This is a genomic window from Gelidibacter sediminis (genome assembly GCF_004364975.1).
GTDB lineage: Bacteria > Bacteroidota > Bacteroidia > Flavobacteriales > Flavobacteriaceae > Gelidibacter > Gelidibacter sediminis.
The window spans coordinates 1,171,248-1,186,045 of the sequence record NZ_SOBW01000008.1 but is presented as its reverse complement, the minus strand read 5'-3'; the positions used below and the strand labels follow the sequence as shown (position 1 = coordinate 1,186,045).

Below are 14,798 nucleotides of genomic sequence, written 5' to 3'. Positions count from 1 at the left end.
ACACTCATATAAAACTCTCACACTTTAAAAATCATTGTTTTTAAACCTTTGTCCTGTTCTTGAAAACCAAGAATGACATTTGGCCAGATGTCCATTTCTATTTTTTAAAATTAATTAGTTATGGACGAAATATTAGAACGTCTTAAAATTATTGAAGCACATGTTTTAGACAGAAACATTATTGTAAAAAACGTATTGACTTTTAACGAAGCCTGTAAATTTTTGGAATTGTCACAATCCCATTTATACAAGCTTACGAGTACTGGAACCATTCCACATTACAAACCGAATGGTAAGAAAATTTATTTCAACAGAGTTGAACTGGAGCAATGGTTATTGAGTAACCGTGTTGATTCACAAGATGAAATCGAACAACAAGCTGCTGATTACTTAATTAAGAAAGGAGCGGTGAAGTTATGACTGAAATAATCGATTTACTCTTGGCGCTCTCACAACAAATAAAGGACTTAAAAGCACGTATCGAGTTGTTGCGACATTCGAGAGCGGAAGTATTGAAAGATACGTGGATAGACAATCAAGACGTATTGCAGGCCTTACATATCAGTAAGCGAACCTTACAGACCTTGAGAGATAACGGAACACTGCCTTATAGCAAAGTAAAAGGCAAGTTTTATTATAAGGTGTCCGATGTAGAGCAATTGCTACAAGATAACTACTACAACCATAATTTCAAGCAAGATGGAAATAAGTAGAGAGGCAATTTTAGACACAACACATTACGGCTTAAAGATTTATGCTTACGTGTTAAGACAGTATTATTCTGATTCAACAGTCCTTTCTGTAAAAGGAAGGGACTGCGGGATAACCCGAAACCCTTTTAATGGTGGTAAAGAAACCTTACGGATTCATATTGATGGTGTAATTGCAACACATCGAGATACAGAACTAAAAACTTTTAACGGTGATGTATTCGATTTTGCGCAATACCATTTTAGAATAACCGATGACGAAGAATTGCTACTCAAGATTAACCAAGAGTTGCATCTCAATTTAGAAGTCAAGGAAAAAGACGAGTTAGATTGGTTGAATGGTCCAGACGATATCTGGTATGGGTATTGTAGCTTTTTCAAAGCCCCAGTTCGCAATGTGTTTCCTTCGGAAACCTTGCGATTACATCAAGTTTTTACATTAATCACAAGTGATAAATACAAAAAGATTACAGAAGATTTAAGGGCAATAACCGATGTGAAAGAAGCACGTAAATTCAAAGCGAATCGCTTTGATTACGTCACTTTTTCAGGAACGTTTGAAAAGCGTAATGATAACAACTTATTACAACATTCCAATCTATTAACCATTGATTTTGACCATTTAGATAATCTTAAAGAGCTAAAAACGCAATTGCTAAATGATGAATACTTTGAAACCGAAATGCTATTCACATCACCATCTGGTGATGGCTTAAAATGGATTATCAGAATAGATGTTTCAGACGTAACACATTCAGAGTATTTCACGGCAGTAGCCAATTATATAAAACACACTTATAACATTGAGGTTGACCAGTCAGGTAAAGACGTTTCCAGAGCGTGTTTTTTACCATACGACCCAACAGCCTTTTTACATAAAAGACACCAAGCATTATGACTAAAATATTTAATCCAAAAGAATGGTTGGAAGTTTCCAAAGAGCAACAGCAACCAAAAAGCAACAACGCAACAACTAATGTTGTTGCTGTTGCTGATAACGACATTGAAACCTATATTTCAGCAATTGAGCAATCAGGCATTGACATCACAGGAAATTATGCTACTTGGAGAGATTTAGGCTTTGCTTTAGCTGAAGAATATGGAGAAACAGGAAGGGACTACTTCCATAGAATAAGCAAAATCTATGCAGGTTATGATTCAAAAGAATGTGACGAACAATTCAATAAATGTCTAAATGCAAAAGGTCATGGGATTACCATTGCAACGTTTTACCATTATGCACATCTGGCAGGCATAAAACCGATGAAGCAACAAAACAACAACGAGTTTGCAACAAATGTTGCAACTGTTGTTGATGCACCAGGACAAGCAATGCCTACAATACCGGATGAGGTATTTAATACCTTACCGCAGTTTTTACAACAAGTTGTAAATCCTGCGAGTAGTCAAGAGGAAAAGGACATTTTGTTGTTAGGAGCTTTGACGGCTTTTAGTGCCTGTTTTCCTAAACTCTTTGGTATTTACGACCAACGCAAAGTATTTAGCAATCTATATCTATTTGTGACAGCACCTGCATCTGCAGGTAAAGGCAGGCTTAACCAAATTAAAAATTTGGTAGATCCTGTTCATAAATTAAAGCGTGAACAAGCTAAAGTATTGAAGCAACAATTTAATACAGAAATGGCAACTTATAATATGAACAAGGGTAAAGATGAAAATTTAGAGAAACCAGGTAAACCACCCGAAAGAATGTTGTTTATTCCTGCCAACAATAGTGTTACTGGTGTTTATCAATTAATTTCTGATAATGAAGGCAAAGGACTGATTTTTGAAACAGAAGGCGATACTTTGGCACAAGCATTTAAAAGCGATTACGGTAATTATTCTGATGGTTTTCGTAAAGCCTTCCATCACGAAACCATTAGCTATTATCGTAGAACCGATAGAGAGTATGTAGATATTGAAAAACCGTGTTTGTCAACAGTATTGTCAGGAACACCAAAGCAAGTGGCAACTTTAATCCCGAATGCCGAAAATGGTTTGTTCAGTCGTTTTATGTTCTATTATATGAATATAAAACCAACTTGGAAAAACGTATTTTCAAGCAATAATAATGTTGGGTTAGATGATTACTATTCGCAATTAGGAAATGAGTTTTTAGGGTTATATAAAACACTAAAGAATAATCCGGAGATTGAAATACGTTTATCTGAAACTCAACAACAGCAATTCAATACGTTTTTTGAATCCTTACAAACCAAATACATCAATCTACAACCCGAAGAATACATTGCAACCATTAGACGATTAGGCTTGATTGCATTTCGTTTAATGATGCTATTTACGGCATTTCGCATAATGGAAGATGGTGATGTCAATCAAGTAAAAGAATGTGAGGATATAGATTTTCAAAATGCCCTAAACATAATTTCAATTTTAGTAAAGCACAGCAGTAAAGTATTTAACGATTTGCCTATTGAACAAAAAACGGTAAAACGCCTAAATCGTAAAGAACGATTTTTAGAGAGCTTACCAAAACAGTTTGATAGACAAGACTATTTAGATTTAGCAACCAAACAAAACTTTCCACATAAAACGGCAGAAGGCTATATCACCAAGTTTGTTGATGCAGGATTAATTCATAGAGAAGCACATAATAGCTATTCAAATCCTGCAAAGGTGATATGAAGGAAATCAAGGAAATAGAGGATTTATAGTCATATCCTTTAATTCCTTAATTCCGCAATTACGCTTTTCCGTAATGAAATGTAACCCTGTTTGTTTTTCTTTACGTTTTACTTGTTTTTTAATTTAATGTTCAATATATTTGAATGTTCATTGTCACTGAACACTTAAAAATAATGAACAAAAGATTATGTATCGAAATCAAGATTTTATATACGAAGCTGTTGCTAACCTTGAAAAATTGATTGATATTCCTATTGATATCGAAACATCAAGGGCTAATTATGATGCTATTTTAAACATCAAAAACATACAGTTTGTAGTAGAAGCAAAATCAGCTATGAGAACCTCTAATCAGGGATTGGTGTTGTCACAGCTTGAAGAAATTAGAAATCGAAGCAATAAGCCAATTATATTAATTGCACAATATATATCTAAAGAAGCGGCAAATCATCTAAAGGAGAGGGAGTTTAATTATATAGATATTGCAGGTAACGCTTTTGTTAAAAAAGACGACTTGATAATTTTTATTGAAGGTCAGAAGAGAAGAACGGCTACCTTAACCAATCAATCTCGAGCCTTTCAAGAAGCTGGGGTTAAAATCATCTTTCATCTGTTAAGCGAACCCGAAAACTTACAGGATTCATACAGAACTATTGCAGAAAAAGTAGGCGTATCTCTAGGTTCTGTAAGTAATGTGATGGCTGAACTGGAAGAATTAAATTATTTGATTAAAACCAAAGACAAAAGAGTACTTAAAAATATGGAAGAGCTTTTGGAACGATGGTTGGTGGAGTTCAACACCGTTTTAAAACCTCGAATTATAAGAAGCCGAATGAAGTTTATAGATTCTGGTATGGCTCAAAATTGGCGTCACACACTTTTAAATCAAACAGGTAGTGACATCCTTTTGGGAGGTGAACCTGCGGGAGCCATCCTAACCGAGAATTTAAGACCTCAAGAATTTACCATCTATAGCAATCTGGAATTACCTGAAATTGCAAAAACATTGCGTTTAGTTCCTGATAAAACGGGTAATGTAGAAGTGCGCCAAAAATTTTGGCAAAACAACAACTGGAATAAAAACACAGTACCGGCCTTATTGATTTATACCGATTTAATGAATAGCGGCTATGGTCGAAACGTGGAAATCGCTAACCAAATATTTGAAAATGAGTTACAGCATATCCAGTAAAAAGTTCAACCATCCGCTATTAAAGCCTATTCTTCAGGAATTAACCGACTATTTCAAGGCATCGGGTATTTCCTTTTTTGTCATTGGAGCCACAGCTCGCGATATTATTATGGAGTTACACGATGAAAGTTCCGGACGATTAACACACGATTTGGATATAGCCATCACCATCAACGATTGGGAACAATACAAAACGGTAGAAGAAGGCATTACACAACTACCTAATTTTACTAAAGACCCAGACCAAAAACAACGCTTCCAGTATTTGGGCAAATTCGATTTAGATATCGTGCCTTTTGGTAATATCATGAAGGAAGACGCTAAAATCTTTTGGCCGCCAGAAGAGGAATTCGCGATGTCGGTACTTGGTTTTCCTGCGGTAAACGATGGGTCCTTAAAGGTAAGTATCGATGAGGATATCGACATTCAAATCGCATCCTTGGCAGGTATAGGGCTTTTAAAAATAGTAGCTTGGAGAGACCGCAACCATAAAACCAATAAGGATGCAGATGATATCGCTTTTATCCTGCAAAACTATCTGGAAATCCATCGGGATGAATCGCTTGAACATTTTGAAGCGGTTTACACCGAAGACCATACCATAGTTAAGGGTGGAGCTACCTTATTAGGTATTCACATCAATCAATTATTAAAAGCTTATCCAGAGGCTAAACAAAGCATTAAAGAAATTTTAGTTACAGAAGTGGAACAAAAAGAAGAAAGCAGACTCATTAATCAAATATTGGAAACCCATAAAGTCTTAAGCTACGATGAGGTTTTAAACTGCATAGAGAATATAAACAACCAAATAAAATTATAGTCAATCAATGGCAACAGAAATAAAAGAAAAAAAGGACAGTACAGTATTAGAGGATAACCAATTACTCTGCGTATTAACCAATCAAGCTAAAAAAATTAGCGCCAAAGAAAACAACCTACAATCGGTAATCTTAATGCTCAATGAAGAGTATGGGTTTGATTTAGATGATATGGAACGTGATTTTACCATTGTCTATACCGACCCTGAAACCGATAAGTCCAAAAAGCAGAAGTTGGAATTGGTGGTGTTTGCCAAGGGTAAAGAACATTTACAGGAAAATATTATCCGTATGGTGGTGGTGCAAGATGATAAGGTGAAAGTAACCGATAAGAAAAAAGGGCTAACAGCTACATTGGAAAACGCAATGGCTGCTGCTGACGATTGCGAGTTTGGTTTATGGGCAAACGGTTCAAGTTATCACTTTCTACAAAAAGAGGAAGACGACATCGGGTTGGATTTCCAATTCACAGACTTATCCGATTTTCCTGGTGAAGGTGAAACATTGGAGGATTTAGACCGCAACGACCGTTCTTTTAGTAGAAAACCGGCTAACGATTCCTTAATCAAGGTATTTAAACGCTCGCACGATTACATCTATGGAAATGAAGGACGTAAAAAGGATGCCTTCTGGCAACTCTTAAATCTTATTTTCTGTAAACTCTATGATGAAAAACGTCGCTTTTCTGCAAATGATGATGGGTCAACCTACAGACGAAAATTTTGGGTTGGTGTTAAAGAACAAAATACAGATGCTGGTCGCGAAGCGGTGGCACAACGTATTAAAGGCTTATTTCAGGAATTAAAAGATGATGAAGTGTTCTCTGAAGTGTTTTCTGGAAACGAATCCATCGACCTTACGAATAAAGGTTTAGCCTTTATCGCTGGTGAACTGGCAAAATATTCTTTTTTAGATGCTTCGGTAGATGTTAAGGGTATGGCTTATGAAACTATTGTAAGTAACACCTTAAAACAAGAAGCAGGTCAGTTTTTTACACCACGTAACATCATTAAGGCGATGGTAGAAATGCTAGACCCTAAAGAAAACCATCGGGTTCTGGATCCTGCCTGCGGTTCGGGTGGGTTTTTGGTAATGGTGTTAGACCACGTACGTAAACAAATTACCCAAGAATTATTTCCAGACTTATCAGGACCTTTATTGGAAGCGCAGTACAACAGTCCACAAGTAAATGAATTGGTTAGGCAATATGCCGAAAACAACATCTTTGGTTTTGACTTTGACCCTGATTTGAAGAAAGCAGCACGTATGAATATGGTGATGGCTGGTGATGGTCACGCCAATATTTTTCACGTCAATTCCTTGGCATACCCAAATTGGGAGCACCCTACCGAGATTGAAAAAATTGAAGCCAGCATAAAACGGAGCCTTTTGGCAATGGACGAAGAAAGCAATGCCTATGGGTTTGATGCGCGTGAAAAGTTCGATATGGTATTTACCAACCCACCATTTGGTGCCAAGGTAAAAGTAGATGCTAGTATTATTTATAAAGAAGATGGTTCTTTACGGTACGAGTTAGGAGCTTACAGCAATGCGCCAGAAGTATTGTTTATAGAAGCCTGCTATAACTTTTTAAAACCAGGTGGTAAAATGGCGATTGTGTTACCAGATGGTATTTTGGGGAATCCAAATACACAAAGCGTAAGAGAGTGGATTCTCGATAAATTTAAAATTTTGGCTTCTGTAGATTTAGCAGTAGAGGCCTTTTTACCACAAGTAGGTGTACAGGCATCCTTATTGTTTTTAGAACGAAAAAGCGACCTGCAACGCCAACTGGCACAAGATAAAGATGAAGATTATGATGTATTTATGGCAATTGCCGAAAAATTGGGGAAAGACAGGCGTGGTAACCCTATTTATTTACGTGATGAGGATGGTGCAGAACTGGTGTTTAGGGTAGAAAAAGAATACCTCGTACAAAAAAAGGATGATAGTGCGCCACAAGTTAAATCTAGAGTTGAAAAGGTAAAAAAACTCGACGATGATTTACCAAAGATTTCTGAAGCTTATAATAAATATCTAAACAAGCTGTAATAATGAGAAGTGGTCACATAAAAATATCAAGATTCAATGAAGGCCTTACGGTATTCAAGCCTGATTATTATCTAAATAGGGGTAAGAAAGTGATATCAGATTTATTGGATAAAGGAATCGCGAATTCAAGTCTAGCCGATTTAGCTGATAAATTGTACCAAGGTGGAATTTTCAAAAGAGTATTTGTTGAAAATGAAAATTTTGCTCATCAATATATTACAGCAAGTGATATGGTAAAAACGCAACCACTTGATACTGCTAAAAATATTTCTGTTAAATATACACCTTGGGTTGATGAAATGACTTTAAGGGATAAACAAATATTAGTAAGTTGTGCTGGAACGGTTGGTAATACTACTTTGGTAAATGATAGTTTTTCTGGGTGCATTGGCTCTCAAGAAATAATTAGAATTGAAACGAGCCAAGTACCTTATGGGTTTTTATATGCATATTTGAGTGCGCCAATTGTCAATGAGTATATCCAATCCATGATTTATGGTGCTGTAGTTCCAAGAATTTCACCTGAAGAATTAGGACGGTTACCAGTTTTACTTCCAGAAGAACCCAAACAACAACAAATTCACAACCTCATTGTAGAAGCTTCAAAATTACGTGTAGAAGCTAATAAGTTGTTGAAAGAAGCTCAATCTGTTTTTGAAACTAAAATTGTTAAAAAGGACAGTTGTGATAAATATAGACTTGTTTCCTCACAAAGGTTAAAAAGTGAATTAAGGTTAGGAGGAAATTATTTTCTATCTATCGGTGATGATTATGAAAGACAAATATTGAGTGGAGATTATAAATTTTTAAAGGACTTTGCTACAAGTATTTTCACAGGAGGAAGGGATAAAAGAAATTATACAACTAAAGAACGAGGATTACCTTTTTTGAGTAATGGTGATATATCAAGCTCAAATCCATTTAGGTCTTGTAATTATATAGTGAAGAAGAGCGTGAAAAATAACAGTAAGATAAAGGAGAATATGATTTTAACTGGTCGTGTCGGGCAAGATACAGTTGGAAAAGTTTACTTACCGTTTGAAGAATTAATAGACACTATTGCATCTGATAATATTATTAGAATACAATTAAAAAATGATGAAGACATTTTTTATGTATATGCTTTTTTATCTTCTAAAGCAGGAAATGAGATAATCCGAAAACGAAAATCTGGAGTCGGGCAACCATTTGTTACAGAAGAAATGTTTTATGATATACCAATACCATGTATTAATGAAAATGAAATGGCTTTGATTAATCAGAATGTAAAACAATACAGAACAAAAATTGATAAAGCTTTAAAATTAGAACTTGAAGCAATCAACCTAATAGAAAACGAAATAGAACAATGGCAAGAATCATAAAACCACCTTATTTCGAGACTGTTGTTAATGCAGGCGAACAGCGTTTAATAGATTTTCTAGAAGTCAACCTTCCAGATAGTTTTACCTTGATTCCTAATATAGAGCTGGCAGCAACCAACCCACGTAACAACCAAACCCAATATTGGGAGTACGACCTTATTGTGGTAACACCACATGCCATTTACAACATAGAAAACAAAGACTGGAAAGGGCGTATAGAAGGCGATGACAACTATTGGTATGTTAACGACCGTCAAAAACCCAATCCGCTAAAAACAGGGCGTATTAAAACCGCCATTTTAGCCTCTAAACTCAAAGAATACGAATATGAGTTAGGGAGAGCCTATGTAGTCAATATGGTAACCTTATCGTATCCAAATGGTATTGAACCTTATATTGTTCAAGAAGCAGGTAAAGTAAGTTTTCAGTTAGACCAACGTTTAATCAACTTTATTGCAAATCCAGCAAGCGATAGATATGAAAATTCCATTGCCGATATACAGGATAAAATTGTAGATTATTTAGTTGGGCGTTTCAGCGAAAAGAAAACCGAAGACAAAAAAGAACTCTACAGCCACGAGATTCTGGAAATTGTAGACCAAGAAAATTATTATACAGAATATCTTGCCAAACCCAAAGGTGTTACTTCATCCATCCGCAAACGTATCAAGGAATATACGCTTCAGGTAAAAGGCTTGTCACCAGAAGAACTCAAACAACGAGAACTGAAAATCAAAAATGGGTTTAAGGCTTTAGAACATATCAAGAGTAACCCCTTTATTACTAATGTTCAATATGAATTAGATGAAGAAAACCATCTCTTTTATGAAATCACAGATTTTCTAGAGGAAGATTCCTTACGTAATAAGTTAAAAACAAAAACAAGCGAATTCACCTTTTCAGAAAAAATAGATATTTTAAAAAACATTGCGTCAGCCTTAAAAGCAGCTCACGAGCACAATGTATTCCACCGTGATATCAATCCAGATAATATTTATTATAGAGGTGGTTATGCGATGTTAGGCAATTTCGGTAAAGCCTATTTTACCTATCACAATGAAGAAGGCTACACGGTTCAGGCTACTATAAATGAGCAAAACGCCACACCATATCATGCGTTAGAACTAACCGTAGGAGAAGCCAGTAGAGCATCCGATTTATATTCTTTTGGTATTTTAACCTATTGGTTATTTGTAGGAGAAGAACCTATAAAATCGCCTTACGAATTGAATAACCTAAATGGGAGATTACCGGAAAACAAATGGCCATCTAAAGTAAAACCAACCTTACCAAAGTGGATTGACGAAATCTGCAATAAAACCATTTTGGTTGATGAGTTTCAGCGTATTGATAGCGTAGAGGAATTGGAAGCTATTATTAAAAAAGGAACGTCCCAAGAAGTTGAAAGTACAATTAAAAAAGAAACGCAAGACTCTAAAAAAGAAGATGCAGATGTTTCTGATAAGGAGTTAGACGAAATAAAAGAAGGCGACCGTATTGGTGATTACACCATCTATAATGAATTGGGTAAAGGAGGTTATTCTAAAGTATTTAAAGTTAAGCACTCTATTCAAGGGACGGAATATGCCATGAAACTGTTTAACACCAGTGTAAATGATGCATCCGTAAAGGACGAATATGCAGCATTAAGCAAGTTAAGTCACCCTAATATTGTACGATTTGTTTGGAATGGGACAACACCATCAGGGCAATTTTACACCTTAACCGAGTTACTGGATGGTGATAATTTAAGTACCTATGTGCGTACCGATGCCAGATTACCAATGCATAGAGTGTATCAATTGGCAACAGACATCCTGTCGGCATTGGTGTCTATGCAATCACAAAATCCACCCATGTTCCATCGCGATATTAAACCGCAGAATATTATTTGGGACAATCAAGAACGTTTTGTGTTAATCGATTTTAACGTGGCTTCTTTTGCAGAAGACAACACCGATTTTGTGGGTACAAATCCATACCTCGCACCAGATTTAGTTTCTGATAGTAATAATGTCAACTGGGATACATCAGCAGATGTGTTTTCATTAGGTGTCACTTTGTTCCAATTGGTATGTAAACAATACCCATGGGCACCACATAAGATACCTATGATGCATAAGCTATCAAATGAGCCTAAAAAGTTAAATGAAGCCATTTCACAAAACTTTGCAGACTTTCTATCTAAAGCTATCAGTACTAAAAAAGAGGAGCGTTTTAAGTCGGCAAAGGAAATGCTGGAAGCTCTTGAGGCTATTGGAGAAGATAATTTGTTGGCAGAGAAAGAAGAGGCTGGTACAGAATTACCAAATACAGAACGTTTATATCATACCGAAATAACGATTTATCAACCAGGTTGTAATATCAAGTTGGCAGATAACATGCAACGTTTTGTGGTGCTTAAAGATACCATTGATGTTGCTTTGAGTAAGTTTAAGGATAACCTAAAAAAATATAAATCGTCTATAAAACTTGATGAAAAAATAAAAGTAAACATTAAGGTGGATAGCAAATCTATTGTAAGCGAGATATTTTGGAATGGTGGCGCAAAAACCTTTACCGAAGGAAATGTAGAAAGGGTCTATCAGAGTTTAATAGAAACCGTTGAGAAAAATAAGGACAAAATAAAACGCTTTAAGATAGATGTAGAAGGCCTTAACATTGTAGAATACATCAATTCGTTGTACAGTCAGTCTAAACAAGGAAACTTCGGAACTAGAGCAAGTCAATCAGCAAATCAGTTTGATGATTGGACATATTCCTTCTCAATGTTAGATCAAGAACTGATTCCTGACATTCTTAATAACAGGTATAAGCTACTGATTATAACTGGTAATGCAGGAGATGGAAAAACAGCGTTTATAAAAAAGATTGAAAAAGAAGTCAAAAATCTTGAAAATTTCAAACATAAAAATGGTGCACGTTTCCAGATAAATGGGATGCCATATGAAAGCAATTATGATGGGTCGCAAGACCAAGAGGATAATGCCAATAATGACGTCTTGGAAACTTTTTTTGAACCTTTTGAAAATATTAGGGATTTCAGTCGAGCCAAAGAGGGACGCATCATTGCTATTAATGAAGGACGTTTGGTAGATTTCTTAATGACCTCATCAAAACATAAAGACCTTTATAATTTAATAGACCAATATTTTTATAATGAAGGTCATTTTAAGTTGCCAGAAGGTGTTATGATTATCAATCTAAATCTGCGCTCTGTGGTGGCAGACACCGAAAATGGAGGTAGCTTATTTCGAAAGCAAGTAAAGAAACTGACCAATAAAGCACTATGGACAAAATGTGAAGGCTGTTCACTAGCAAATAAATGTTTCATTAAATACAATGTAGAATCCTTAAATGATTCTGCAGCAGGAGATGAGGTAATCACCAGAATGGAATGGCTCTTACGGACCGTGAGTTTAAAAAGAGAGTTGCATATTACCATGAGAGACCTGCGTTCTTTTATAGCTTATACCTTAACCAGAGACCATGAATGTGAAGACATCAATAAGTTATATGAAGCAGCGGCGGGTAAACCTGAAAACTATTGGCAATACTATTACTTTAATATTACCAATCCAGTTTTGGATGATTCAGGCAACCAAGACCGTTTGATTAAGTTGTTAAGGGAAACAGATATTGGTGAAGTACCAATTCCAGAAACCGATAGAAACTTATTTTTTGATAAGCATCAACCCAAGGAATTTATCGAGTTTTCAGAACGGGAAATAGACTTAATAGACCTTTTTAATAAGGTAAAGGATGAAGAATTACGTTTACCGGTTCATGAAAAGACAAGTGAAATTCTAGAGCGCATAAGAAGCGTTCAAAAATCCTATATCAGACACCACTATTATGAAGGGAAATCCACCTTAATAAAGAGTGAAAACCAAAAAGGCAATGGAATGCCATCCTTTATGTTAAGGTTGCCGTACCATTCGGTATTCAAATTTGTACAATTGCTTCAGGACAAGAGTACAGGCAAAGAAACCATACAAAGTATTTCCAGAGCCATAGCATTGAATGAAGGTTGTGATAACACCAATATTGACCAAAAAAGTTTGGTTTTGGCGGCTACAGAGATAACAGATCCATTTAGCAAATCCTTTAGGCTGTTCAATCTTAATGATTTCGAACTCAAAGTAAACAATACAGAACACTTGGTGAAATATCTAGAATACGAGCCAGATAGTTTTATGTTCAAACATAAAAGGCAACCACATATAAAGTTAACCATATCATTGGATTTATACGAAATGTTGTATTTCATTCAGCAAGGGTTTAGCCCATCACTCAACGATATAAGAGGGAAGTTTGTAGAGTTAATTATTTTCAAAAATCTACTCAAGAACTTAAACTATAACAAAGTGGTCGTAACAAGAGACGATGCCGATTATTTCAGTATCAAAAAAGACAATCAAAATAGAATAGTAATCGAACCAATAAACTTTTAAGTATGGCGATTAAATTAGATAAAGAGGAAAGTGTATTTCGTAACGAACTCATTTATACGGTAGATGCAAAGGCGATTAATATTGATTATACCTTGATTAGTTTGTTTATGCTATTAAGTTATAATGGTCAAAAACCGAGATTATCAGGAAGAAAGCAAAATGTGGAAATAAAACATTTGAGCAATGCTTTAAAAGTCTTGGAAAAAGAAAATTTAGTTACTGGTTATACCGAAAATCAGGAGGCAATTGAACCTTGGATACGCAATAACTTTGTGAATATGGCTTTCAGAGGGAAAATAGATAAGGAAAAACTAGCTTCTTTACGTCCTATTCATCTTGAAAGTTTCCGGTTACGGAATGCGAGTGTAGCCAGAGATTATAGTTCAGCAGATCAAGTTTATTTGATGTTAAGCGCAAACCCACAAGTTAAAGATGACCTAAAAAAATTTTTAAGTGAAGGCTGGGATGCAACTACTGACACTCTGAACAAATTGGATGAATTAGATGTTGATAGCTTGGGAATGTTAAACATAATAAAAATCATTAAGCCCAATTTCTATCCTGATTCTAAAAAAACCTTAAACAGAATTGAACCATTATTAAAGAAACAAGCCGAATTATTCTGTGATGATATTAGAAGATTGTTAGTCTATAAGCAAGAAATACCAAGAAGTGTTTTGGTTGACTACTTAAAAACAATCATATCGTTTCACATGTCTTTATATACCCAAAAAATAATTCATTTTTTACCAGTAATGGTTGAAATGGGTACAGTTGAAATAGAAGATGACTGGAATATTGTGATTGATACAACAGATGATTTTGAGAGCAAAGTATCGGTTTATGCCATAGAGGATGCTGATAAGCTTTACAATTCCATTTATAAGTATATCGAGGCCACATTCAAAATAAACATGACTTTAGAACCTTTTGGACTGAATAAAGACAATTCTGCTAATTTAGATAAGGCGTTGTCTGCACTTAAACTTAAGAGCAGCGAAAGCGAGACCTATTACAAAGTAAAATACACAACATTATACAGAAATCTTCAAGAGGAAGATAAATTATTAGTTGATGATATTACTAAATATGAAGAAACCTATTTTGATAAGTACCTCGCCATCATATTAAATAGTAAAGCAAAGAGACAGTTTATTGAATATAGAAGATTACTGGCAAATTTAAGTCAAAACAATTCCGATAGAGGTTTTATGGCACAAGGGAGAAGTAAAAAGCATCCCAGAAGGTTTGTTATGGGAACACGTTTATTGGAAACCTTGGTGCAGATTATGGTTTTGGAAAGTCAAGGCGACCATTTTGTAACCCGAAGCTTATCTATTGAAGAATTAATGAATAGAATTAGGGAGCGATATGGTTTAATAATCAATGGAATTACCGAGCCAAGATTTAGAGATGCCAATGTAAATACACATTTAGCATTCAAGGAAAATGTGGAGGCTTTTAAACAAAAATTACGTCAAATAGGGTTTTACGACGATTTAAGTGATGCATATATTCTGCAAAAAGTAAGACCAAGATACCAATTGAACCAACATTAG

The 14,798-nt window shown here is 35.3% G+C and carries 10 protein-coding genes; all 10 read left to right on the top strand.

All coding sequences use genetic code 11. The annotated features are described in order from the left end of the window. The first annotated feature begins 120 nt into the window (after positions 1-120). Positions 121-420, top strand: a complete 300-nt coding sequence (locus BXY82_RS11790) for a helix-turn-helix domain-containing protein (RefSeq protein WP_133758382.1) — start codon at positions 121-123, stop codon at positions 418-420. Continuing rightward, positions 417-713, top strand: a complete 297-nt coding sequence (locus tag BXY82_RS11785; protein WP_133758381.1) for a helix-turn-helix domain-containing protein — start codon at positions 417-419, stop codon at positions 711-713. The genes BXY82_RS11790 and BXY82_RS11785 overlap by 4 nt, the downstream gene beginning before the upstream one ends. Next, entirely contained in the window at positions 700-1,608 is a 909-nt protein-coding gene (locus tag BXY82_RS15525) for a BT4734/BF3469 family protein (RefSeq protein WP_133758380.1), read from the top strand. Before BXY82_RS11785 ends, BXY82_RS15525 begins: the two co-directional genes overlap by 14 nt. Further along, entirely contained in the window at positions 1,605-3,359 is a 1,755-nt protein-coding gene (locus tag BXY82_RS11775) for a DUF3987 domain-containing protein (protein WP_133758379.1), read from the top strand. Before BXY82_RS15525 ends, BXY82_RS11775 begins: the two co-directional genes overlap by 4 nt. Positions 3,360-3,546: 187 nt before the next feature. Continuing rightward, entirely contained in the window at positions 3,547-4,551 is a 1,005-nt protein-coding gene (locus tag BXY82_RS11770; protein WP_133758378.1) for a type IV toxin-antitoxin system AbiEi family antitoxin, read from the top strand. Continuing rightward, positions 4,529-5,371: a nucleotidyl transferase AbiEii/AbiGii toxin family protein gene (locus BXY82_RS11765; RefSeq protein WP_133758377.1), complete on the top strand. Its 843-nt coding sequence runs from the start codon at positions 4,529-4,531 to the stop codon at positions 5,369-5,371. Before BXY82_RS11770 ends, BXY82_RS11765 begins: the two co-directional genes overlap by 23 nt. Positions 5,372-5,378: 7 nt before the next feature. After that, positions 5,379-7,421 (top strand): methylation-associated defense system DNA methyltransferase MAD2, encoded by a 2,043-nt coding sequence (mads2, locus tag BXY82_RS11760; protein ID WP_133758376.1) that lies wholly within the window; start codon positions 5,379-5,381, stop codon positions 7,419-7,421. A gap of 2 nt (positions 7,422-7,423) precedes the next feature. Beyond that, positions 7,424-8,785: a methylation-associated defense system restriction endonuclease subunit S MAD5 gene (gene mads5, locus BXY82_RS11755; protein ID WP_133758375.1), complete on the top strand. Its 1,362-nt coding sequence runs from the start codon at positions 7,424-7,426 to the stop codon at positions 8,783-8,785. After that, positions 8,770-13,239, top strand: a complete 4,470-nt coding sequence (gene mads6, locus BXY82_RS11750; RefSeq protein WP_133758374.1) for a methylation-associated defense system protein kinase MAD6 — start codon at positions 8,770-8,772, stop codon at positions 13,237-13,239. Before mads5 ends, mads6 begins: the two co-directional genes overlap by 16 nt. Positions 13,240-13,241: 2 nt before the next feature. Further along, a complete protein-coding gene (gene mads7, locus BXY82_RS11745) occupies positions 13,242-14,798 on the top strand; it encodes a methylation-associated defense system protein MAD7 (protein WP_133758373.1) in 1,557 nt (518 codons plus the stop codon).

Coding starts and splice junctions, on each gene's coding strand:
- BXY82_RS11765 (WP_133758377.1), top strand. CDS start 4,529: ATGAGTTACAGCATATCCAGTAAAAAGTTCAACCATCCGCTATTAAAG.
- mads2 (WP_133758376.1), top strand. CDS start 5,379: ATGGCAACAGAAATAAAAGAAAAAAAGGACAGTACAGTATTAGAGGAT.
- BXY82_RS11770 (WP_133758378.1), top strand. CDS start 3,547: ATGTATCGAAATCAAGATTTTATATACGAAGCTGTTGCTAACCTTGAA.
- BXY82_RS15525 (WP_133758380.1), top strand. CDS start 700: ATGGAAATAAGTAGAGAGGCAATTTTAGACACAACACATTACGGCTTA.
- mads5 (WP_133758375.1), top strand. CDS start 7,424: ATGAGAAGTGGTCACATAAAAATATCAAGATTCAATGAAGGCCTTACG.
- BXY82_RS11775 (WP_133758379.1), top strand. CDS start 1,605: ATGACTAAAATATTTAATCCAAAAGAATGGTTGGAAGTTTCCAAAGAG.
- BXY82_RS11790 (WP_133758382.1), top strand. CDS start 121: ATGGACGAAATATTAGAACGTCTTAAAATTATTGAAGCACATGTTTTA.
- BXY82_RS11785 (WP_133758381.1), top strand. CDS start 417: ATGACTGAAATAATCGATTTACTCTTGGCGCTCTCACAACAAATAAAG.
- mads7 (WP_133758373.1), top strand. CDS start 13,242: ATGGCGATTAAATTAGATAAAGAGGAAAGTGTATTTCGTAACGAACTC.
- mads6 (WP_133758374.1), top strand. CDS start 8,770: ATGGCAAGAATCATAAAACCACCTTATTTCGAGACTGTTGTTAATGCA.